Origin of the sequence: Sphingobacterium sp. BS-2 (genome assembly GCF_046161205.1) — a bacterium.
Lineage (GTDB): Bacteria > Bacteroidota > Bacteroidia > Sphingobacteriales > Sphingobacteriaceae > Sphingobacterium > Sphingobacterium mizutaii.
Genome location: NZ_JBIXGO010000008.1, coordinates 39917 through 63116, shown reverse-complemented (window position 1 = coordinate 63116; position 23200 = coordinate 39917). Strand labels below are relative to the sequence as shown.

The 23200-nt window shown below is 39.6% G+C and carries 18 protein-coding genes; 4 read left to right on the top strand and 14 right to left on the bottom strand.

Annotated features, from left to right (window positions below; genetic code table 11):
- Positions 1-16: 16 nt before the first annotated feature.
- From ACK2WI_RS01825 to ACK2WI_RS01815, 3 genes are all read right to left on the bottom strand, one after another.
- On the bottom strand, positions 17-1222 hold the full coding sequence (locus tag ACK2WI_RS01825) for an NAD(P)/FAD-dependent oxidoreductase (protein WP_409149577.1): 1206 nt from the start codon (positions 1220-1222) through the stop codon (positions 17-19).
- Between the two features lie 151 nt (positions 1223-1373).
- The gene (dctA, locus tag ACK2WI_RS01820; protein ID WP_312698564.1) at positions 1374-2648 is read right to left on the bottom strand and encodes a C4-dicarboxylate transporter DctA; all 1275 of its coding nucleotides are present in this window, start codon (positions 2646-2648) and stop codon (positions 1374-1376) included.
- 148 nt (positions 2649-2796) lie between these two features.
- Positions 2797-3228 carry an SRPBCC domain-containing protein gene (locus ACK2WI_RS01815; RefSeq protein WP_312698563.1) on the bottom strand — a complete coding sequence of 144 codons (432 nt, stop codon included), beginning with the start codon at positions 3226-3228 and terminating at the stop codon, positions 2797-2799.
- A gap of 286 nt (positions 3229-3514) precedes the next feature.
- Between ACK2WI_RS01815 and ACK2WI_RS01810 the strand changes: the two genes are divergently transcribed.
- The 3 genes from ACK2WI_RS01810 to ACK2WI_RS01800 all read left to right on the top strand — a co-directional run bounded on the left by ACK2WI_RS01810 (position 3515) and on the right by ACK2WI_RS01800 (position 5493).
- Positions 3515-4639 (top strand): CofH family radical SAM protein, encoded by a 1125-nt coding sequence (locus ACK2WI_RS01810; protein ID WP_093096037.1) that lies wholly within the window; start codon positions 3515-3517, stop codon positions 4637-4639.
- 8 nt (positions 4640-4647) lie between these two features.
- Positions 4648-5208, top strand: a complete 561-nt coding sequence (gene scpB / locus ACK2WI_RS01805) for an SMC-Scp complex subunit ScpB (protein ID WP_093096034.1) — start codon at positions 4648-4650, stop codon at positions 5206-5208.
- A 120-nt stretch (positions 5209-5328) separates the two neighbouring features.
- Positions 5329-5493: a hypothetical protein gene (locus tag ACK2WI_RS01800; protein ID WP_169918963.1), complete on the top strand. Its 165-nt coding sequence runs from the start codon at positions 5329-5331 to the stop codon at positions 5491-5493.
- A gap of 201 nt (positions 5494-5694) precedes the next feature.
- Here ACK2WI_RS01800 and ACK2WI_RS01795 read toward each other — a convergent pair whose 3' ends face one another.
- The 6 genes from ACK2WI_RS01795 to ACK2WI_RS01770 all read right to left on the bottom strand — a co-directional run bounded on the left by ACK2WI_RS01795 (position 5695) and on the right by ACK2WI_RS01770 (position 14772).
- The gene (locus tag ACK2WI_RS01795) at positions 5695-7989 is read right to left on the bottom strand and encodes a GH92 family glycosyl hydrolase (RefSeq protein ID WP_312698562.1); all 2295 of its coding nucleotides are present in this window, start codon (positions 7987-7989) and stop codon (positions 5695-5697) included.
- 72 nt (positions 7990-8061) lie between these two features.
- Entirely contained in the window at positions 8062-9036 is a 975-nt protein-coding gene (locus ACK2WI_RS01790; protein ID WP_312698561.1) for an NAD(P)H-quinone oxidoreductase, read from the bottom strand.
- A complete protein-coding gene (locus ACK2WI_RS01785; RefSeq protein WP_093096028.1) occupies positions 9037-11736 on the bottom strand; it encodes an outer membrane beta-barrel protein in 2700 nt (899 codons plus the stop codon).
- 179 nt (positions 11737-11915) lie between these two features.
- Entirely contained in the window at positions 11916-12443 is a 528-nt protein-coding gene (locus tag ACK2WI_RS01780; RefSeq protein WP_409149572.1) for a ferritin, read from the bottom strand.
- Positions 12444-12611: 168 nt separating this feature from the next.
- Positions 12612-12974, bottom strand: a complete 363-nt coding sequence (locus ACK2WI_RS01775) for a DUF6686 family protein (RefSeq protein WP_312698560.1) — start codon at positions 12972-12974, stop codon at positions 12612-12614.
- Between the two features lie 841 nt (positions 12975-13815).
- A complete protein-coding gene (locus ACK2WI_RS01770) occupies positions 13816-14772 on the bottom strand; it encodes an IS110 family transposase (protein WP_312906545.1) in 957 nt (318 codons plus the stop codon).
- Positions 14773-15174: 402 nt separating this feature from the next.
- Here ACK2WI_RS01770 and ACK2WI_RS01765 point away from each other — a divergent pair, with 402 nt between their 5' ends.
- On the top strand, positions 15175-15459 hold the full coding sequence (locus ACK2WI_RS01765; RefSeq protein WP_312696979.1) for a GIY-YIG nuclease family protein: 285 nt from the start codon (positions 15175-15177) through the stop codon (positions 15457-15459).
- A 540-nt stretch (positions 15460-15999) separates the two neighbouring features.
- Here the strand turns inward: ACK2WI_RS01765 and ACK2WI_RS01760 are convergent.
- The 5 genes from ACK2WI_RS01760 to ACK2WI_RS01740 form a co-directional block, all read right to left on the bottom strand.
- Positions 16000-16545 (bottom strand): plastocyanin/azurin family copper-binding protein, encoded by a 546-nt coding sequence (locus tag ACK2WI_RS01760; protein WP_093100823.1) that lies wholly within the window; start codon positions 16543-16545, stop codon positions 16000-16002.
- A 65-nt stretch (positions 16546-16610) separates the two neighbouring features.
- Entirely contained in the window at positions 16611-18233 is a 1623-nt protein-coding gene (locus ACK2WI_RS01755; RefSeq protein ID WP_093100873.1) for a response regulator, read from the bottom strand.
- Positions 18234-18241: 8 nt separating this feature from the next.
- Complete coding sequence (locus ACK2WI_RS01750; RefSeq protein ID WP_409149568.1) at positions 18242-18811, bottom strand: chemotaxis protein CheB; 570 nt, start codon at positions 18809-18811, stop codon at positions 18242-18244.
- Between the two features lie 2 nt (positions 18812-18813).
- Complete coding sequence (locus ACK2WI_RS01745) at positions 18814-19647, bottom strand: protein-glutamate O-methyltransferase CheR (RefSeq protein ID WP_312696977.1); 834 nt, start codon at positions 19645-19647, stop codon at positions 18814-18816.
- Complete coding sequence (locus ACK2WI_RS01740) at positions 19635-23057, bottom strand: response regulator (protein WP_409149566.1); 3423 nt, start codon at positions 23055-23057, stop codon at positions 19635-19637. Before ACK2WI_RS01740 ends, ACK2WI_RS01745 begins: the two co-directional genes overlap by 13 nt.
- Between the last annotated feature and the right edge of the window lie 143 nt (positions 23058-23200).

Genomic DNA, 23200 nt, shown 5'->3' with positions numbered 1-23200 from the left:
TTTAATTAGACATTAGTTATCTTCCAAAAGCGAAGTATGATGACAGTTTATGTTTTTTTCCTTTTAACCAATCCGAGACCATGTCCATTCCTGTTACCGAGAAGGTAATGCCGTTCCCGCCAAAGCCAAGCACAAAATAAGAACGTTTAAAATCCGGATGTGTCCCAATATAAGGCAGGCCATCTTTGGTCTCGCCGAAAGTCCCTGCCCAGGTGAAATCGGTGATAAATGACTTATCCTCAAAAACCTTTTTGAAGTCTTTTTCCAATTTCACTGATTTTTCACCCAATAGCTCATCCCTTTTCTCTGGATTCCGGAACTCTTCATCCTCACCTCCTATTAAAAACCGACCATCATCAGTGGTGCGCATATAGAGGTATGGATCAGAAGTATTCCAAATCAGGTAATCGTTATATTTTTCATATAGTTTTTGATTTACCTCCGAAACAATGGCATAGGTACTCAGAAGGTCTACAAATTTTTCTTTGATAAAATTGGCACTTTCGTAGCCGATACAATAAATGATATGCTTGGCTTTAATCGTAGCTTTCGTATCCAGATGAACCAAATTAAAGCCTTTCTTTTCTTCAACTTTCAGCAGTTCGGTCTTATCAAAAACCTGTAAACCCCTTTTCTGATTATAGTTCAGTAGATCGTGAGCCAATCGAAAGGCATCAACACTGCCACCATGCTTAGAAAGAATTCCTCCATGTGAATCTTTGATCTCAAGCTTTTTCTCAATTTCTTCCCTTTCCAACCAGCTTACATCAAAGCCTGCTTCCTTCCTAGCTTCAAACTCTTTCTTCAACCAGGGAACATCCTTCTTTCTACAAGCATAATAGAGGGACAATTTCTTCCTAAAACCTGATTCAGATTTAATCTTTGAAGCCAACTTGCCTAACTTATCAATGGATTCACAACATGCCTTATAACTCTCAACAGCCCCCTCCTTACCTACCATATCGATCAATTGATATAGAGGAGTATCAATTTCATACTGCAACATAGAAGTGGTTGCTGAAGAACTTCCATTCACGACCTCTCTCTTATCGATCACTACTGTTTGGTAACCATCTTCAACACATTGATGAGCTATCAAACTCCCTGTAATTCCAGCTCCAACAACCAAAACATCACATGCTAAATCATTTCTCAAGGAAGGATAAGACGAAATTATTCCATTCTTGACCAGCCAAAAAGGTTCATTAGACTTTAAATCCATATAAAATTTCAATTAATGTATCACAAGAACAACTCGGACAATATGTCTAACCAACTAAGCTAGCTTAATGTTTTACTTTTTTAATATTCCTATGGTGATTCATGAAATTCTTTAAATAAAAAAATCGCCCATTTGAGGCGATTTCTATTCTTTATTTAATCTCTGCATGGGCAGAGCCAAGTTTTTCATGGAGGAGATCCTCATCCAAGCCTTTTTCATATTTGGCGACCACTATGGTTGCAGTAGCATTCCCAATAATATTGGTCAATGCCCTAGCCTCACTCATAAAACGGTCAATCCCTAAAATCAAGCCTACCGCTTCGACTGGGATATGCCCCACAACGGGCAGTGTGGCGGCAAGCGTCACAAAACCACTTCCTGTTACCCCTGCAGCACCCTTTGATGTTAACAGGAGCACTAAGAGCAACGTGATTTCCTGTTCCAAATTGAGGTGCATATTAAGGGCTTGGGATATAAAAACAGCTGCCATGGTTAGATAGATACAGGTCCCATCAAGATTGAAGGAGTAACCTGTTGGAATTACTAAGCCAACGATCGGCTTAGGACATCCTGCATCTTCCAATTTTTGCATTAAACCCGGTAATGCCGATTCTGAAGAAGAGGTACCCAACACAATCAATAGCTCTTCTTTGATGTATTTAAGTAATTTGAAAATATTGACATTCACATAGAAATACAGGACTGACCCGATCACGCCGACAATAAATACGATACAGGTTCCGTAGAAGCTGAGCATCAAAAGCCCCAAAGACGATAAAGCCTCAATTCCATATTTACCAATGGTAAAGCCCATGGCTCCCATAGCACCGATTGGCGCTAGGTACATGATCATTTTGATGACAGCAAACAAACCTTTTAGAAAGGATTGCAAGACATCAATCACTGGAGCAGAAGCCTTTTCTCCAATCTTCGTAAGTCCAATTCCAAACAGCACTGCAAACAATAAAACCTGTAAGAGGTTATCGGAAGCCACTGCAGCAATCACATTATTGGGGATAATGCTCAGAATAAAATCCATCACACTATTATGCTCCTTGGATTCTTGGATATAATGCGAAACAGCTGTGGGGTCCAAGGTATTTGGATCTACGTTCATCCCCGTGCCTGGCTGTATTAAGTTCACAAATACCAATCCGATGACCAGGGCTATCGTTGTCATGATCTCAAAATAGACCAAGGAACTCAAGCCAATCTTACCAACTTTCTTGATATCCTGCATTCCTGCAATACCAATTACAATGGAGCTAAATATCAATGGAGCGATGATCATCTTGATCAGCTTGATAAATCCATCCCCTAAGGGTTTCAACTTAACTGCAAAATCAGGATAGAATACACCGCATAAAATCCCGATTAGGATTCCTAAAATGACCTGAACATATAAACTGGAGAAAAATTTCTTCATATAACTCTGTAGATCCGTGAATGATTAGAAAATAGGTTTCAAAATTAAATGTAAAAAAAATGAATTCCTATTGCTACTCTTAGCAGCAAGAATTCATTAATTAACAAGTAGAAAAATGATATTCAAAGGGTTATGACAAAACCCTATGTCACAATTTTTCAATAAATTTTGTTAGTGAATCACCCAAGATCCTTTCCCAGCCCGATTCAAAACGTTCTTGGGAAAATTGCTCTCCGGCATCTCTGAAATGTTCCAGACCTTCATGTGTCAAATGCAAAGTAGTCGCTCCTCTCCTCGGAATAAACCTCCAAGTAATGATCGAATTCCCTTTTGTTTGCTTTGGATGGCGCCAAGTAAACTTGAAAAGTTCCTCCGGCTTTACCTCCAAAACTTGACATTGGTGATAATCATTCTTACGTTTTTCAACCTTTGAAAATTCAAATTGCGCGCCCACCTCTGTACTAAAATTAGGGATATCAAAGAACCAGTCCTTTAACTTTTGCTTATCGGTCATAGCTTGCCATAATGCAGCTGTAGAAATTGGGTATGTACGTTCAATATGGATAATGTCGTGGCTCATCAATGACCTCCTTTGTAGTGTACCTAAATATATGAATTTTCAACGCTACTTTATTATAAAACAGTAAACTGAAAGTAAAATAAATGTAAGCTTATTATTAAAACAACTAACTGATTTATAAGTTTTTGTATTCCAGAATTTATTCTAAAAATTAATTTGATTGCTTCATCAACTATATCTTTCCTAGCAACAATTTGATTAGATGATATTTAGGTTAATTTTAATCCGTTTCATTTCTATTTTACATCTTCCGATTTCATAAAAAGCTCCGTATCTTTGTTATTACATGAATGTAAACAAACTGTTAGAGCGTGCCTTGAACTTTGACTTCTTGACAAAAGAAGAAGGCATTTTCTTATATAAAGAAGCGGCAACTGCAGACCTTGCTTTTGTAGCCAACGAACTGCGTAAGATTCAAGTCCCACACGGAAAGGTAACTTGGCAGATTGACAGGAATGTGAATACTACCAACGTATGTATCGCAAACTGTAAATTCTGTAATTTCTTCAGACGCCCAGGCCATGAAGAAAGTTACATCACGGACATTGAAACCTATAAGCAGAAGATCGAAGAAACCTTCCGCTATGGTGGTGATCAATTACTTCTACAAGGTGGACATCACCCTGACCTTGGATTGAGTTTCTACACCAACCTTTTCAAACAACTAAAGGAACTTTACCCAACCCTTAAGCTTCACTCCTTAGGGCCGCCAGAAATTGCGCACGTAGCAAAACTGGAAGGCATGAGCCACCTTGAAGTCTTGACGGCCATGAAAGAAGCTGGATTAGACTCCTTGCCGGGGGCTGGTGCAGAAATATTGAACGACCGTGTCCGTAGATTGATCTCTAAGGGTAAATGTGGTGGTCAAGAATGGTTGGATGTAATGCGTGCAGCCCACAAAATCAATCTTCCAACTTCGGCAACCATGATGTTTGGACATATTGAAACAATCGAGGAACGTTTCGAGCACTTGGTATGGCTACGCGAAGTACAAAGCGAAAAACCAGCCGATGCTTATGGATTCATCGCCTTTATCCCTTGGCCTTTCCAAGATGATGGTACTTTATTGAAACGCCTACGCGGCATTACCAATGATGTTACAGCCGATGAATATATCCGAATGATTGCTTTAAGTAGAATCATGCTTCCGAACATCAAAAATATACAAGCTTCTTGGCTAACTGTCGGTAAACAAACCGCACAGATATGTCTTCATTCTGGTGCGAACGACTTTGGTTCCATCATGATCGAAGAGAATGTGGTTTCTGCAGCAGGTGCACCGCACAGGTTCACTTCCAAATCCATTCAAGATGCCATCACAGAAGCAGGTTTTGAACCCCAATTAAGGACACAGACTTACAAGTTCAGGGAATTGCCTGAACAGATGGAAGAACAGGTTATTAATTATTAAGCATCGTTTTGAAAGATATTATATTAAATATAGAAGCCATCATCTTTGCCTCTTCCGAAGGAATCAGCCAGAAGGACCTACGTGAGGTTTTACAAGATGCATTGGCTATCGAGATCAGCAAGGTAGAGTTGGCAGAATTCATTGGGAAATTAAAGGCTAAATACGAATCTGAGGATTATCCCTTGGCCTTGGTTTCCATCAATGATCAATTACAGTTCTTGACAAAACCAGCCTATCACGATGCCATCAACCAACTTCAGGTCCACAAAGAGCGGAAAAAACTAAGCCAATCAGCATTGGAAACCTTAGCAATCATCGCATATAGGCAACCGATTACCAAATTAGAGGTAGAACAGATCCGTGGAGTCAACTGTGATTATTCCATTCAACGCTTGTTGGATAAAGGCTTGATACAAATTGCAGGCAAGGCTAACAGCATTGGTAAGCCCCTGCTCTATTCGACCAGCGGAGAGTTCATGAACCACTTTGGTCTATCCAGCACCAAGGATCTCCCTCAGCTTAAAGATATTGTGGCTGAAGAAAACAGTATCGGTGAAATCGTTGATTAGATCATGATAGAGCAAGATTCAATTCGTTTTAATTATTTTTAAAAAAAATTTATCAATTGAATTATCTTATATAATTTTACATAACAAAAGAATAATATCATAATAAACAACATGGCTACAATGCAAGCAATTGAAACAGATGTAAAGGTTGATGAAAGAGTGCTCAACTTCAACGGTCCTGATGACGATGATGATGACTTTGATGACGATGATGAATTCGGATTAGATGATATCGATTCGATCGGCGGCTACGATGATTTTGATGACGAAGATGAAGATTTTTAATCTTCACTAGCCAAAACAATTAATTTACCAGAACGCATCTAGTAAAGGAACATGTGCGCGCCCTAAGGTATGGGGTAAGATAAAACGAATTTTTACGGGCTTGAATTTATTTCAAGCCTTTTTTTCTCTCCAACCTATTAACCTAAAAAAGCTCCAAGAAAGATATTCTTGGAGCTTTTTTTTCACTAGGTATTGATCAATCTATTGATCGTCCTTACTGATGGAGTATGGAAGATCAGCTTTATTGATTCCTCTTTTCTTATTGGGCTCTGCACCCATATCAAACTGTAGATTGGCACCCTTCAACAATTCACTATGATTGATATAGTTCTTTGTGTAGTTCTTACCATTCCATTTCATATTCTGGATATAACGGTTTTGATCTGAATTGTTTTTCGATTCAATATTTACGGTCTTACCATTGCTTAAATGCAAGGTTACTTTATCAAATACCGGTGAACCAAGGACATATTCGTCAGTTGCTGGAGTCACTGGATAGAATCCGATTGCTGAGAATACATACCAAGCAGAAGTCTGACCGTTGTCCTCGTCACCACAGTAGCCATCAGGATTTGGCGAATACATTCTATTCATCGTCTCCCTGATCCAATATTGTGCTTTCCAAGGGGCTCCAACATGGTTATACAAATAGATCATATGTTGGATCGGCTGATTTCCATGTGCATATTGCCCCATATTAGCGATCTGCATTTCGCGGATCTCATGGATTGGGAAACCATAATAGCTATCATCAAAAATTGGAGGCAAGGTAAATACAGAGTCCAATTTGATTTCCATTGCTTTGTGACCGCCTAACAGTTTTGCAAATCCTTCCACATCCTGGAATACCGACCAGCTATAGTGCCAGCTGTTACCTTCTGTAAAAGCATCTCCCCACTTGAATGGATTGAATGGTGTAGACCAAGATCCATCTTTATTCTTTCCGCGCATCAATCCGGTAGATGGGTCAAATAACTTCTGATAGTTATAGGCTCTCTTTTTATAGAAATCTTTATCAGAATCTTTATTCAATGATTTAGCCAACTGATAGATGGCAAAGTCATCATAAGAGTATTCCAGAGAACGGGCTGCATTTTCATTGATCTTCACATCATAAGGCACATAACCCAATTCATTATAATATTCAGCACCGGCTCTTCCTACAGCTGTAATCGGACCAGCATTGTTGGCTCCTTTTATAACTGCCTCGTACAAAGTCTCAATATCTTTTGATCTCACCCCTTTGATATAGGCATCAGCTACTACAGAAGCAGAGTTGTTACCAACCATGATATTTCTGTAACCAGGACTCGCCCACTCTGGCAACCAGCCACCTTCACGATAAGCGTTTGCCAAGCCTTCCTGCATCTTCTCGTTGATCTCTGGATACATCAGGTTCAAGAAAGGAAACAAGGCTCTAAAGGTATCCCAAAATCCGGTGTCAGTAAACATATATCCCGGTAATACCTTTCCATTATATGGAGAATAGTGCACAACCTCTCCTTGCGCATTGATCTCGTAGAACATCCTTGGGAACAATAAAGAACGGTACAAGGAAGAATAGAAAGTCCTCATCTGATCGATATTTCCACCTTCTATTTCAATCTTACCCAATTCCTTATTCCAAATGTCCTCACCTTTTTTCACCTGCTCGTCAAATGTAACGCCATCCAATTCCTTCAAGTTCTGAACGGCCTGTTCTGGACTGATAAAGGAAGAAGCAGCTTTCATCAGCACTTGCTCGCCAGCATTCGCATTTTGGAAGCCAACAATAGCACCAACATGGTTTGCCTTCACCATATACCTGCCATCCGTCAAAACGGAATCAGCAAAGGTTGAAACATTCGCAAATGGCTTGTCAAAAGTCATTACGAAATAATTCTTGAAGTTCTCTGGAACACCACCACTGTTTTTGGTACTATAACCTATGATTTTGTTTTCCTTAGGGATTACTTCCACATAAGAACCTTTGTCAAATGCATCGATCAACACAAAGGCTGAATCGGTCTTTGGAAAAGTAAATCTAAAGTAAGACGCACGCTCGGTTGGAGTAAGCTCTACTTTAGTATCATAATCAGCAAGATAAACTGAATAATAATGTGGTTTAGCGACTTCGGCTTTATGCGAAAAATAACTCGCACGTTTGTCCTGATCAAAGGTCTTATTATTGACCATCGCCATAATGGAAAACTGTCCATAATCATTCATCCATGGAGATGGCTGATGCGTCTGTTTTATTCCACGCAGTTTTTCCGCGGTATAGGTATACATCCATCCATCGCCCATCTTCCCGGTTTGAGGACTCCAAAAGTTCATCCCCCATGGAAGGGCTATTGCTGGATACGTATTACCGCTGGATAAAAAATAAGTAGATTGTGTACCCACCAAGGTGCTCACTAGATCGATCGGTTTCTCAACCTTCCCAACTTTCTGAGCAAATCCTGATAAGACAGTCGTACCTATCAATAAAGCTGTAGTAAGAAATTTTAAGTTCATGTTGTGAAAAATAGGTTTTATCAATTTTTTAAATATAGGAAAATAATTGATAAAACAAACCGCTAAAAGTATTTAGCCATTCATTCTAAGCACTATTTTCCCGTATTGTTCAGGGCTCTCAAAATAGCGATGTGCCTCAATGACCTCCTCAAAGGGAAAGATTTTAGTCAATAATGGTCTCAGCTGCCCTTTTTCCAAAAGAGGTAAAATATTTGTTTCAATTTCATGAGTGAGCTCAGCTTTGAAAGAAAGGTCCCTTCCTCTCAAAGTCGAACCTGTTACGGTGATCCGCTTTTGCATCAACTTCAAAAGGTTCAATTCTACTTTAGCACCTTCCATCGCATTAATCTGTACCAATCGACCATCTTCATGAAGTAAAGCAATATGTTTGTTAAAATACACCCCGCCTATGCTATCCAAAACCACATCCACTCCTACTGGCTTTAGTATATCAACAAAATCTTCGGTTTTATAATTTATGACTTTATCAGCACCAAGGTCCAAGGCTATTTTCCGCTTTTCCTCAGAGCCAACGGTACAATAGACGATAGCACCAAAAATCTTACAGATTTGAATAGCAGTGGTCCCAATACCACCCGTTCCACCATGGATCAAGACTTTTTCGCCTTTTTTCAAGCGACCTCTCTGAAATACATTGTGCCATACGGTGTAAACAGTTTCGGGTAGACATGCCGCTTCCTCAAAGCTTAAGTTTTTAGGCTTAGGGAGGCAAGCTCTTTCCGAAACACAGGCTTGGGTCGCATAGCCTACACCGGGCAATAAGGCCATCACTTCGTCCCCAACATTAAATTTCTTGGCATCTGGCCCAACAGCACGCACTACCCCAGAAACCTCCAATCCCGGGATCTCCTGGATCACATTGGGAGGAGCTGGATAATGACCCTTTCGTTGAAAGACATCAGGACGGTTTATTCCCGCTGCCCTCACTTCAATGACAAGTTCATCCCCTTCTGGCGATAAATCCGCTCTTTCCTCAATTCTAAACACTTCTGGCCCTCCAAAAGTCGTCATTACCGCTACTTTCATTTATTTATTCGGATAAGTTTGCAAACGCAGGTTAAAAGTCAACATAAGATATCTTCCCAACCTATTGTTTCTAGATTCAAAGACATCGTTACCAACATATGAAGTCATGACACCCACATTCTTGTTCTGGTCCATGATATCATTACATTGTAACCTAATTAACGCTGCTTTGTTTTTTAAAAAACTATATTCTAGATAAGTATTGATTATCGTCGGATTAACATCACTTAATTCGCTCACATAACCATTATAAAACTTCTGGGACATTTCCGCTCCTAACACAAAGTTCTCCGATAGGTAGCCTCGACCCGCCAAACTCAACAAAAAGGAATGGGCAGCAATCTTATTTTTGTACGGCAATTCATAAACCGCCCGATTCAAGAAATAGTTCGTATTGAATACCGATTCAAAGTACTCATTCGGCAAGTACCTAAATTGGATATTCTGGTTAAAGAGAACCTGTTGTGTGGTACTTTTCATGCTGTTGATATAAGACAGGTTATTGTAATAATCCACATTGCCGGAAAGCCCAAGATTCAGCTCATCTGAAAAAATCGGAGAATTAAACTCGTAGTACCATTTTATATCGTAATAACCATCGGTATTTTCAAAGGTGGTTTCCTGTATTGTTTCATTCGACAATGATTTCTTAGAAGTCACGATTTTATTCGCAATAAAAGTATAGGCAAAATCGGTCTGGAAATATTGACCTCGAGTAGGCACAAACTTCCTTAAGGTCGTAGAAAACTGATTGGAAAATTCAGCCTTTAGTGAGGGATTACCAATAATAATGTTCCTTGAATTGGAGTTATCTCTGACTGGTGAGATATGTAAAAAGGTTGGTTGGATATTTCTGCCTAAATAGGCCAATTTGATTTCCAGATCATTGCTGAATTTATAACGGATGGTCGTCGAAGGAACCAGATTTACATTATTATATTTATAGATCATGGTATCCCCTCGCACTCTACCTGAAAGATTGACTGGCTGCACTGAAAAACCCATATTCACCCTAAATTTCTTGTTTGGCTCATATTGGTAGTTTAATCCTGTCTTAAAACTTCTAAATTGATAGGCATAGTCCATGGCCAATGAATCCACAAATTCTCCACCCAGATAATAAGGATCCCTTACCGTACGGACTGCTTCAATATTGTTGATATCCATCTCATGGAAGATCTCCAACAAACTATGTTCATAGAATGGCTCCACATAAGATAAAGAACTCTTCACCCCTGCAACATCATTTCTAGCATCCACTAATTGTCGTTGCCTATAACTCGTCATCGTTGGGATGGTACCAGTAGAGTCGAAACTTTCATAGTATTCCGAAACCACATCATCTTTCGTCAAGGATTGATAGTTTAGTTTCAGATCTCCTACTAGCTTTCTTCCAGGCTTATGGAAGTATTTGGAATAGAGGACCGATATATCGGCCGAAGGTTTACTGTTAACGGTTGTATCTTGTCTTTCACCCAATTCATGCAATCTCCGGTTGGTCAAATCCGTACTTCTTTGGTTATAGAAATATTCCCGATTATATGCAACTTTAGGATTGATCTTTAATACATCATTATTTTTGAACTTGGCATTCATTTCTAAATTTAGGGTATGCAAGTTATCGTAGGTGCGATTCCGGTATTTCTCATAGCGATGGATCTTATAGCCGGCATAAGAAGATGTCAATAAGGAATTACCCTCTGTCAAATTAAATTTACTTTGATAGGAATAGCCACCATTCAAGGTGATATTATCTCCTAGATTATCAGTAAATGAAATCCCTAGGGATCCCAATTTATTTAACCCATCATTAGGGTCAGAGAAATCTCCTACCTCGGAAAGATCCGTATTTCTACCTCCTGCTCCGTCTGGTGACCCAAAAAGAAACAGACTGGTATTGGTATTATTCAGGGAACCGATGATGGACATCTCTTGGCCATCATTGAATTTATTGATCCCTATACTTCCAATAAATCGATCCCTCGTTCCGGCCCCTATGGTCCCCTGACCAAAGGTGATCCTTTTCTTGTCTTCCTCTAGGATAATGTTAATGATCTTTTCCGGATCAGAAGTTTTGATACCCTTCGCCGTAGAAAGGTCTCCATAATCATTGATCACTTCCACCTGTTTCACAAAGCCTGAAGGAAGATTACGGGTCGCGGTCAATAGATCCCCACTAAAGAACTTTTTACCATCTACACGTACCCCTCTAATCAGTTGCCCATTATAATAGGTGGTTCCGTCTCTCAGGACCTGAAAACCCGGCAATTGCTTGATGGCCTCTTCAAGGAGGGAATGTTCTGGAAAGGAGAATGCCGACATATTAAACTGAATGGTATCCCCACGGTCCACCACAGGAATGACCTTCACAATCCTAACCTCTGGAATTAACGTGGATTGCGGATAAAGCACCACACGAGGAACAAAGATCTTATTGATAAAAACGGTTGTTGGAATACTTTTGTTGACTATCTGAAACCCCAACATACTATAGGAAATATTGAGATTTTTCCCCTTGATATTTCTGAATCGGTAGAAACCATTCTCATCGGTGGTGGTGCTCATGGTGTCGGCATTACTTACCAACCTTACCGATGCGTCTTTCATGCCTAGACCTGTACTGTCAACTACCACACCCTCTACACTTTTCAAGCCTTCTTGAGCATGTAACTCATGAAATCCTAAAAAAGTAAGAAGCAAAATAAGTATACCTGAACAGTAATTTCTCACAGAGCAATAGACTAAATTGGCAATCTAAAAATTCACTAAATAACTATAAACTGAAATTTACTTATAAAACGTATAAACTTAAAATAATTGTATAAAAAAAAGGGGCTAAAATGTGATTTTAACCCCTTTTTTTATTTTTTTAAAGAATTTTATTCTCCATCGAAGGTCACTTTCACCAAATGACGGTCTATTTCCCAACGTCCAGTTCCTTCTTCACCGATTACATCGAATAGTTCAAGGATACGTCTAGCAATATATTCTTCCTCTACTTGCTCTTCTAAGAACCACTGAATAAAGTTGAATGTTACGAAATCTTTTGCTTTGAAACATTTGTCAGCGATTTTGTTGAATTGCTCAGTTACGAACATTTCTTGCTCCAATGTTTGTTCGAATACGCCTCTGAAAGATTGAAAATCAACTGGTACATTTGTGATTTCTGGCGAAATAGAACGGCCACCACGGTCGCTGATATATTTGAAGATCTTCAACATGTGAGTACGCTCTTCATCTGATTGTTTAGCAAAGAAATCTGCTGCATTGTCCAAGCCTTGATCATCACACCAAGCCGACATTGCTAGATACAATGCTGATGAGTGTGCTTCAACTTTTACTTGGGCATTCAATATGTTTTCAATCTCTTCAGAGATAGATGTTTTTAATTTCAATAAATCTTTCATAATATATTTTCCTTTTTATGTAATAACAAGAAACCTTATGTCGATTTCCTTAACACAAAGATAAAGCTAAACGAAAGAAATTGTAGGAAAAATATGTAATACAAATTCAGTCTAAATTAGCTATAATATTAGCTAAGCTATTTAGAATCAGTATAATTATAAAGAATATTAAATTGCAAGCAAAGCCTTGGATTGAAGGCAGGCTTTGATTTCGCTGTTCAGCTCGATCATGAACTTCGCCCCCGAAAGAACTTCCTTCAATTTAATGATATCTTGAGCAGACAAGATAAAGATGCTATCTGTCCTGAAAGGCATAATAATCTCAAAATCAAAGGATCTAGCCGAATTGCTCAGCATCATTTCCAGATCAACTGCATCTACCCTCTTTTTAAAAGCAAAAAAATCCCTAACCTTAAAAGCAGTTGTGGACCCTTGAAAATCTAACCAATAACAGTTTTTACGGCTACATTGGTATACAGCCCCATCCTCAGTTTGGAAAATCTCTTCAAAATTTGCTAATGGACAAATCATGTGCTCTTTTTTAATTTGGAACAAATCTAAATATTGTTAAGAATTATTCCAAATAAAAAGAGACATATTGTTTAGACAATAGACAACAGACATTATACAACAGAATTTTATGTTTTATTAACCGATCAAGTTCTCAAAGCCAGCAACTGAGGTTTAATTGTTTTTGTCGATTTGTAGGCGAATATTCCCTACCAAACTTCAGCAACCAAATCCCTATCCAATAATCCTGTGCCGGGTCTCGACGGTTATTGAGCGAAGCAGAGATGCCGCTCCATCGGAATAGATCGATCTTGATCCATCCTCTAATTCTCGCTGGATGCGAGCTCCGAGCGGAGTCGAGGGGGAATCGAACTCCAACCTTGGTACATGTCCAGATCTTGGTCCATCCTCTTATCCCGTAACCTGAGCGAAACCGAAGGGCATCCTGGTTCAAATGCATGTGGCGGGCGTATGCGATACGCCCCTACGAAAATTGGAGAATTTATTGTTAAATGAATAGCCAACAATAATCCCGTGCCGGATCTCGATGGTTATCGAGAGAAGCCGAGATGCCGCTCGACCATCGGAATAGATCTTGGTCCATCCTCTAATTCTCGCTGGATGCGAGCCCCGAGCGGAGTCGAGGGGGAATCGAACCCCAACCCTGGTACATGTCCAGATCTTGGTCCATCCTCTTATCCCGTACCCTGAGCGAAGTCGATGGGCATCCTGGTTCAAACCCCGTTCTTGGTCCATCCTCCAATCCTTCACATCCTGGTTCAACACAACGTACAGGTCCTCAATCTTCGATTGAGGATGAACTGTGTCTATTTCCAAATTTATTTTAAATTTTTTCCAAATTTTATTCTGCTAATCCTTTTTCCACTCGATATACCTCACCAGACTTTGCAATGGCGAACGCCTGTTTGATCAGTTTGTTTACAACCGCAATCATGGCCACCCGATGTGCCTTTCCTGCCGTCCTCAGTCTTTCATACAGCTCCTTGCAGCTTTTGTTGTGTAGCCTTGCCGCCCTTGCTGCCATGTACAGGACTGCCCGTACAGATGACATCCCCATTTTGCAGATACTGGCCTTTCCCCTGACGCTCGATCCCGACTCATAGATCCTGGGTGCCAGTCCGAAATAGGAGATGACCTGCTTGTGGCTTTCAAAATCCTGGAACCCATTTGTCGTTACGATCATCAGCACAGCGCTTTTTGGACCTATACCAGGTATACTCCTTAGGTTCCTGTGCAGTTCAGGGAAGGTGTCCTGGATCAAGGTGTGGATCTTGTCTTCAATCTGCTGGATATCCAGCTCATAACCCTGTAGTTGACCTTCCATTTTCTCACGGATATAACCGATGAAATTACCTCCGTGTTCAAATGCATGGAACTGGTTCATCAGTACCTGCCTGCGCTTGACCACACCTTTCAGATAGGTCTCCAATTGCCTGATCTCCTGTATCTTTTCATTGGGAACGCTCCATAACGGGGGTTGGTACATCGTGCCATATTCCGCTATGGTCAGGGCGTCCTTGCGGTCTGTCTTGGCCCTGTTCATCTTGGTCTGTGAAAACCTCCGGATGATCAGCGGGTTCACTACAGACACCCGGACATGGGATTCGCAGAGGAAGCATGCCAGGGAAAAATAGTACGGACCTGTGTGCTCCAGGACAACATGCGAATGCTGGATATAGGGGAGCAACTCCTGGAATCCCTTTGGGTTGTTGGCAAACCTGCCTTCAAAAACTTTCCTGTTCCCGTCTAAAAGAACAACATCAAAATAATCCTTTGAACAATCGATACCTGTTACCATATTTGTATATATTATTTTTGTGATCACAGCAGTTCTTATTCGTAACTTATCAATCGTAAAAACAGGCTCTGCGGGCCTAATGAACTGTCCAAGTTTGAATAAGGATAAGAGAGGGGGACTAACATCCTCCGGGGTCTTTATGACCAATGACAAGTTAAAGTCTTGTTCCCTCTCTCGGCTGGATCATCAAATAGACCAACAAAATAATATTCTGTCGATTGATCTCCAATTATACTTTCTCAAACTTACGATGACAGGATCAAAGGGGGGGGGAAGCGTACAGATTCTTCGCTATTCGCTCAGAATAAAATTTACTGAAAATCATTAAAAAAACACAAAATTCATATGTTTGGAACGAAGGCTTAATAGTAAAATGCTTATTTGTGAAAAAATCAAAATATAGTGTATTACGTTTATATTCTAACAAATTCCAATCGATCTGTCCTTTATGTAGGTGTAACTAATGATTTAAAAGTTCGATTGAATTACCATCAATCACCATCGTTATCTTCTAATTCATTTACCAAAAAGTACAAAGTGTATTTTCTAATTTATTTTGAAACCTATTCACAAGTTATAGATGCAATATCTCGAGAGAAAGAGATTAAGGGCTGGACGAGGAAACGAAAGGAGGAATTAATTAATACCCAAAATAAATCGTGGAAGTTTTTAAATGATAGTATGTGAAATTAAGCTTCAATTCTGAGCGAGGAGCGAAGAATCTGTACGCTATTATAACAAAAATCTGTCATCCTTAACCGAAGGTTAAGGAACCGTTCGGATGCAGGAACTATTCTTGGTTTATTAAAAGTTTCCTTTCCCAGTTGAGGCTTTCTTAGGCGTACAGGTCCTATTTGTTTCGCAAAAGGATGACAGGGATAGTGTGGGAAGAAAGCGTACAGATTCTTCACTTTCCGTTCAGAATAGAAATGTGCTTGAGAGGGATTCTGAGCGATTAGCGAAGAATCTGGGGCCTTTTATTTTTTTTTGGATGTCATCCTTAACCGAAGGTTAAGGAACCGTTCGGATGTAGGAATTATGGTTGGAAATTAGGAGTTGAAAAAGCATTGGCGTACAGGTCCTATTTGCTTCGCAAAAGGATGACAGGGATAGTGTGGGAAGAAAACGGACAGATTCTTCGCTCTTCGCTCAGAATGGAAAGTTTAGGCTGGTTAAAAACATAAAAGGCCCCTTATGGGGCCTTTTACTTATATTCTTGTACTTTGATTATTCAGCAACGATTTGACCATGCATAATTCCAAAGTGACCAGGGAAGCTACATAGGTAAGGATAAACTCCTTTTTCCAATGTAAACGTAATTTTGTCTTCTTGACCTGGACCTAACAATTTCGTGTGTGCAACGATTGAAGAAAGAGCTGATTTAGGGATATACTCGTTATCCGCTGCAGCAGTAGCTTCACCACCGAAAGTAGCCACATCTACACCTGGTTTCAAAACAACCAAGTTGTGACCCATTGATTCAACTGGCATAGAACCTACATTTTTCAAAGTCAATTCTACTGGTTCACCAGCTTTAACACGAATTAATGTAGTATTGAATTGCATTTGATCATTAGCTTCAACTGTCCATTGGTTTGACAATGTTACATTCTCAATACCTTCTACAGTTGCAGTAGATGCAGTTTCAGTAGCTTCAGGTTCAGTTGTAGTGGTTTCGGTTGAAGCGCCTTCTTCTTTCTTCTCAGCGTTATTGCCACAAGAAGTAATTCCAATTGCTAAAACTAGCGCTGGAATAATAAATAATTTCTTCATAGCTATTTTTAATAAATTTTATACGAATTTAACATAAATTATTGATTTAAACGAGGATTAAATCATTACGAAGTCAATTTTGGGTTTTTATTTTTGTTTGTAACCTGGATTATTTTCTGATATAATTCGATTGGATCGAATGGTTTTCCGATAACCCCGTCGGCTCCTGCTTGGAATGCAGCGGCTTGTTCATGTTCCAATACAGAAGCGGAAATGGTAATGATCGGAATGCCATGTTTTTCAGGTATAATATGGTTCTTGATTTCCTTAATGGCTTCAAATCCGCTCATGATTGGCATGTGCGTATCCATTAAAATTAAATCATATTGTTCGTTTTCTACTCTTTCGAGTGCAAGCCTTCCGTTCTTGACAATGTCCACTGCGCAGTTCCAACTACGTAACATATGGGCGAGCATAAAAGAGTTCAGTTCATTGTCCTCAGCTACCAAAACTTTCATCTCCTCAAACTTAGGGAAACTGTTGTAGGTCGGAACTTCTTTTTCCTTTTCGACTTCACTCTGAGCAGACTCTTCAAACCATCCTTCAAAATAGAATTCAGATCCTTCGCCATAAACACTGGAAGCGCCAACATCCCCATTCAATAGTTTTGCTAATCGTTTTACAATGGCTAAACCTAGTCCGGTACCACCGAATTTTTTGGTAATGCCGTCATCCGCCTGTTCAAAGGCCATAAAGATCTTGTCCACGGAATCCTCACGGATACCAATCCCACTGTCTTTCACGGAAAACCTTAACCTAAAACGTTCATAATCTTTATCGACAACCTTCACGTTCAGCTGGATGGAACCTTTTTCAGTGAATTTTAAGCTATTTGACACAAAATTGCTGATGATCTGTTGCAGCCTCAAGGAATCGTAATGGATATACTGAGGTACATCTTCATCTAACTCAATATGGAATTTTAGGTTCTTATGGGTAGCCTTGATCTTGAAAATCCGATTGATATCTTCGATCATCTTAGTCAGGCTGAAATCTTCGAATTCTATCTTCAACATTCCGGAGTCGATTTTGGATAGGTCCAGGATGTCATTGATGATAAGCAGCAGGGAGTGGGAAGCGTTGTCCAGTCTTTTTAACCAATCTTTTTGTTCAACCGTCAGTTCGGAGCTCTTGAACATGTGCATGATTCCCATGATCCCATTGATAGGCGTTCGGATTTCATGGCTCATATTGGCCAAGAAAATTTCTTTGGATTTCCTTGCTTGGATGGCTTCTTCACGAGTTTTCAGCAGTTCAATCTTAGATTCTTCCAACTCCTTGTTCTTTTGAATAAGTTCTTGTTGGATCAAGATCTGTTGAACAAATGACCTCACTTTTGCTATGGTAATTTCTGGATTCAGTGGCTTATATAAATAATCTACTGCACCACTTTCCAGACCTTTTAATAAGTATTTGTCTTCTTTGGAGATTGCAGTAACCATGATAGCCATGATATGGCTAGTCTTAGGGTTAGATTTTAAAAGGGATACGAATTCGAATCCATTTATTTCTGGCATTTGTACATCGACCAGGGCGATTGATATATCATCCTTCCAACAGATTTTCAAGGCTTCATTCGGGTCTGTAGAGCTTACGATGTTGATATGGTCAACCTCCTGAAGCAAAGCATGCAGACTGATGATGTTTTCTTCCTTATCATCCAATATCAGAATATTGATCGTTTTCATAGGTGACATTACTTTAATTGACTGAAATAATCTATGATATGTTGATTTGAAATGACTTGCACTTTTTTAGAGACTTGTGTGCCAGCTAAAGGCATGGTGTCAATAATAGCTTCTTTGGGGTCTTGGACAAAACATTTTGCACCTTGGTCAACTAGGGCTTTTAGGCCGGTTGAGCCATCATTGTTGGCACCAGAAAGAAGAAAAGCAGTCGCATCCTTGTGGTAAACAGCCGCTACTGAATCAAAAAACACATCGATCGATGGTCTTGAAAACTGTACGGGGTCTGAGATGTCCAAGGAAAATATTTGGTCAGGTTCTACCAAAGTATGGTAGCCTGGGGGAGCGAAATAAATATGGTTTTGCAAAATAGGTAGCTTATCACGAACCGAAATAACATTCCTGTTCAATCTTTTTGATAAACTGGTTTCGATTTTAGTTTCGTATTTCGAATTTCTATGCAATACAATGACGATAGCATCGGAGAATTTGCTCGGCAAATGATCGAGGATCTCCACGATCAGTTCATAAGCGCCTGCTGAGCCCCCAATTACTATGATATGTTTTGCCAAGTTTTCCATTTCTATTTTATTTTTTGATAGATATTGTACTCCTTGTCGATTACTTTAAAATTATCCATGATCTCATGCCTCATCAAGGTTTCTTTCGTTCCAAGGCATAAAAAGCCAAAGAGTGCCAAAGATTGGTAAAACAAGTTGATAACATGTTCCTGTAGCTTCAGGTCAAAGTAGATCAGTACATTTCTGCAGGTGATCAAATGGAATTCATTGAACACTTGATCTGTTGCCAGGTTATGGGTAGAGAACAGGATATTTTGCCTCAGATCATGGTTGATGATAGCGGCATCATACCTTGCGGTATAATAATTAGAAAGACTTTCAGTAGAATTGTATGCATTGAAATTGTCGGAATATTCCTTGAATTTCTTGATGGGGTAGATTCCCTTTTTAGCTACTTCAAGAACTTTGCTGTTGATGTCGGTCCCGTAAATAAAGGCACGGTCGCTTAAATTGTTTTCCTTTAATAAAATGGCAAGGGAATAGACCTCCTCACCGGTGGAACAACCCGCGCTCCAGATCTTTATCCTTGGGAATGTCTGTAAATAGGGAATTATATCTTTGTTGAGTTTGTTGAAGAATCCAGGGTCCCGGAACATTTCGGTCACATTTACCGTAACTTCCTGGATAAAATATTGTTGGAAACCTTCTACGTTGATCAGAGCATTCTTTAAGTCCACCATGTCCATGTCCTCAAGGTTCATGATACGTTGGATCCTGCGTTTCAATGAAGAACGTGTATATCCAGACAGATCAAAATCTGACACATTCTTCAATAGAAAGACAATCTCCTCTACTTCTTGAAAACTTAATTCATTGGAACCTTTTAACTCAGCCATACTTGCATTAATGATACTAATTTATCCAGATCGATTGGCTTACTAACATAATCGTTGGCCCCCAATTCAATGGATTTTTCCCTATCGCCCTTCATCGCCTTTGCTGTTACAGCAATGATTGGTAATTCTTTAAACTTCTTGTTCTTCCTGATTTCTTGGATCGCCTCATAGCCATCCATCTCAGGCATCATAATATCCATCAGCACAATATCGACGTCCTTGTTCTCATCATTGATGATATTAAGAGCTTCTAAACCGTTATTGGCAATTTCAATCTGCATATTATATTGCTGCAGCGAGGATGTCAATGCAAATACATTTCGCATATCGTCATCCGCTATCAAGACTGTTTTATGATCTAAGGTACTTGTTCCATAATTTTCTTTAGGACCAATTTTCTCAGGATGTTTGATCGGGTTATATGCCGGAGCAGAAAGCTTGTTCAAGAAAAGATTTACCTCGTCGATCAATCTATTGTTGGATTTGCTTGATTTCAAAACCATAGACTGTGTGTGACGCATGATTCTTTCTGTCTGCTCGGTGCTCAAATCATATGCCGTATTGATGATAACCGGAAGTTTCTCGAATTTTGGATTCGATTTGATGACATCTAGCATTTCAAGACCACTACCATCAGGCAATTTCACGTCCAATATTATACAGTCCAGGTTCTTCTCTTGTTCCAATTTTTTCAATCCGGATTCTACAGTGAAAGCTTGGATAACATTGATGTTCTGTTCTGCAAATGCTTTTTTGATCAGGTCACTTTGGAATTCCTGGTCTTCGATCAATAGGATCTTTTTCAGGTCCTTATTGATATTGAGTTTAATGTTTTCAAAGGCAATCCCAATGCTCTCTTCAGTAACAGGTTTTGCCATAAAGCCAATCGCGCCACTTTCCAAAAAGTCTTTTTTGTTGAAGTTGGCTGCGGACATCATGTGGATTGGGATATGCTTAGTGGTATCATCTGCCTTTAAGGTTTTCAATACTTCCCATCCATCGGCCAATGGCAGCATCACGTCCAGGATAATGGCATCTGGGATGTTTTCCTTCGCCAATTGTATACCGGCAACTCCATCATAAGCATTTAATACATTGAAGCCAAATTCTTGCGCAAATTCTTTGAGGATATCTGCAAAATTCACATCATCTTCAATGACTAGGATCGATTTCTTATCTCTTACGACTTCAGTTACAGGTGCGGATTCGACCGCAGGAACTGGCGCTGGAGCAGTGGTTTCCTTAATGACTGGAGGGGTTAATTTTACAGCTGTCTCGTTGGCAGCAGGCTCTTTATATTCAGTGTATGGAATAATCAGGGTAAACTTACTTCCTTTACCAGATTCACTTTCCAAGGTAATCCTTCCACCCAACAAGGAAGAGATTTCCTTAGAGATGGACAGTCCCAAGCCTGTTCCTCCGTATTTGCGACTGGTTGAGCCGTCTTCCTGACGGAAAGCTTCAAAAATCAGAGCTTGCTTGTCTTCCGATATTCCTTTTCCAGTATCTGAGACTGCAAAATGCAAGTTTCCAGATTGTTTGATGATCTGAAGGTTGATCTCGCCATTTTGATCGGTGAACTTGAAGGCATTGGATAAGAAGTTCTTCAATACCTGCTCCAAACGGTATTCATCGGAAATAAATTGGTCTGGAGCTTTTTTGATATCGATATTGAATCGGATAGATTTTTCTTTTGCTACCTCCTTGAATAGGGATTCCAGATTTGCCGCAAAATATTTGCTATTGATGTTGTCCTTATGGATTTCCACCTTGCCAGATTCAATCTTAGCCAGGTCTAACAATTCATTGATCAATTGCAACAGATCTGAACCCGCATTGTGGATTACAGAGGCATACTTGACCTGTTCTTCACTTAAGTTGCTATGTTTGTTGTCCTGCAAAAGTTTGGCAAGGATCAAGATACTGTTTAGCGGAGTCCTCAGTTCATGGCTCATATTGGCCATAAACTCGGATTTATATTTACTTGCCTGTTCTACTTCCGTAATCTTTTGTTCAACGACCGTATGGGCATGGTTTAGATCATTATTACGTTTCTCAAGTTCTGCAGCTTTTTCATTCAATTCCTTGTTTGCTTGAGAAAGTTCTTCTTGTTGTACGCGGAGCTCTTCTTCAGATGCTTCCAAGAGATTGGTCTTGTAAACCAATTCCTCATTGGTAATTCTCAACTCTTCCTGTTGTGCTTCTAATTCTTCGGTTTGTCTTTGGGTTTCCTCTAGCAGGCCTTCTACCAAAGCATGGCTCTGACGACTATGAAGTGCTGATCCTATGGAACGGCTAGTCCTGGTCAGATAACTTAGAATGTTTTCTTTTTTATTATCATGGAAGGATCCAATGATTTCAATCAAGGCAATACAATAATCCTCATAAACCACTGGAAATAGAATCACATCGGCTTCGATAGATTTTATCATGCCAGTTTTGATCTTGCTATTGCTGACATCAACAGAGGAGAGTACCTGCGGTTTTTTAGATTCCACAACCGAACCTAAGATGCCTTCACCGTGACGGAACATTTCAATTTTATCCTTCGGGTCGAGACCTTTGCAGTTTTGCATCCTGAATTCGTAAGAATCGATCTTCCTTACGTAAAATGCTCCAGCGTATGAATGGGTCACCTCTGAAATGACATTCAAGGATGTACTCGCAATTTCAGATTCTGTAGATACACCAGAGATGGTGTTATGGAGTTTGGAGGAGTTGGTAAGAACCCAGTTGACACTTTCCAGTTCTTCGGAAGTCTGGGTTAAATTGTGGTTGAGTTCCTTTTCTTTTTTGGTATTTCTGCGCAGGTATTCGAGAATCCTTAGGGTTTGAATGAATGCAAAGAAAATCCCCAATAAAGATAGGATTCCGAAAACGGCAGTGTAAACCCTAGTGCTGTTCAGTTCTTTGGATTTTTTATCTGTCAGTTGTTTTCTGGCATCAATGACATCATTGGTAAATGTATTCCTAGCCTCGTTGATGATGGTTTGTTCATCTGCGAGCGACTTAAAGATTTGATCGGTTGTTTCCGTGTTGAAATCGTGCTCATTTGCACTGATGGTCGCTGTTAAAGTTTTGATGTGTTCTACAGACTTAGGAGGCGTTTGGTACAATTCATTTGGGCGCTCCATCTGTAAGATCAGGCTTTGGATCTTATCTTCGAGTTGTTCTTCAACCAATGGGTCTACGCTTTTTTCCAGGTTCTTGTACTTGGAAAGTTTCTGGATATCAAGTTCCCATTCTTGAATGTTATAGAACTGTTTTTGGGCTAATTCTATATATCGGTTGATGGTCTCTGAATATTCACGTTGTTTGTTCAGGAAATACCAATAGGAGAATATAATGATTAGGTTAGCGACAATAATGCTGACTATAAATTGCCACTTTAATTGACTAAACTTATTCATGTTTGAATAGTATATTAACTTTAAATTTCATAAGTATAAATTCCATTATCCAGCTTAGAGAAGTAAATAATGTTTTTCTAATTAAATCTTGAAACCCCCAATTGCGCCATGTGATTAAATCGATTCAGGATTTAGAAAATTTA

What these genes read in the sequence shown, in the direction of transcription:
- ACK2WI_RS01825 (WP_409149577.1), bottom strand. Translation starts at nt 1,222, where the DNA reads ATGGATTTAAAGTCTAATGAACCTTTTTGGCTGGTCAAGAATGGAATA.
- dctA (WP_312698564.1), bottom strand. Translation starts at nt 2,648, where the DNA reads ATGAAGAAATTTTTCTCCAGTTTATATGTTCAGGTCATTTTAGGAATC.
- ACK2WI_RS01815 (WP_312698563.1), bottom strand. Translation starts at nt 3,228, where the DNA reads ATGAGCCACGACATTATCCATATTGAACGTACATACCCAATTTCTACA.
- ACK2WI_RS01810 (WP_093096037.1), top strand. Translation starts at nt 3,515, where the DNA reads ATGAATGTAAACAAACTGTTAGAGCGTGCCTTGAACTTTGACTTCTTG.
- ACK2WI_RS01800 (WP_169918963.1), top strand. Translation starts at nt 5,329, where the DNA reads ATGCAAGCAATTGAAACAGATGTAAAGGTTGATGAAAGAGTGCTCAAC.
- ACK2WI_RS01795 (WP_312698562.1), bottom strand. Translation starts at nt 7,989, where the DNA reads ATGAACTTAAAATTTCTTACTACAGCTTTATTGATAGGTACGACTGTC.
- ACK2WI_RS01790 (WP_312698561.1), bottom strand. Translation starts at nt 9,036, where the DNA reads ATGAAAGTAGCGGTAATGACGACTTTTGGAGGGCCAGAAGTGTTTAGA.
- ACK2WI_RS01780 (WP_409149572.1), bottom strand. Translation starts at nt 12,443, where the DNA reads ATGAAAGATTTATTGAAATTAAAAACATCTATCTCTGAAGAGATTGAA.
- ACK2WI_RS01775 (WP_312698560.1), bottom strand. Translation starts at nt 12,974, where the DNA reads ATGATTTGTCCATTAGCAAATTTTGAAGAGATTTTCCAAACTGAGGAT.
- ACK2WI_RS01770 (WP_312906545.1), bottom strand. Translation starts at nt 14,772, where the DNA reads ATGGTAACAGGTATCGATTGTTCAAAGGATTATTTTGATGTTGTTCTT.
- ACK2WI_RS01760 (WP_093100823.1), bottom strand. Translation starts at nt 16,545, where the DNA reads ATGAAGAAATTATTTATTATTCCAGCGCTAGTTTTAGCAATTGGAATT.
- ACK2WI_RS01755 (WP_093100873.1), bottom strand. Translation starts at nt 18,233, where the DNA reads ATGAAAACGATCAATATTCTGATATTGGATGATAAGGAAGAAAACATC.
- ACK2WI_RS01750 (WP_409149568.1), bottom strand. Translation starts at nt 18,811, where the DNA reads ATGGAAAACTTGGCAAAACATATCATAGTAATTGGGGGCTCAGCAGGC.
- ACK2WI_RS01745 (WP_312696977.1), bottom strand. Translation starts at nt 19,647, where the DNA reads ATGGCTGAGTTAAAAGGTTCCAATGAATTAAGTTTTCAAGAAGTAGAG.
- ACK2WI_RS01740 (WP_409149566.1), bottom strand. Translation starts at nt 23,057, where the DNA reads ATGAATAAGTTTAGTCAATTAAAGTGGCAATTTATAGTCAGCATTATT.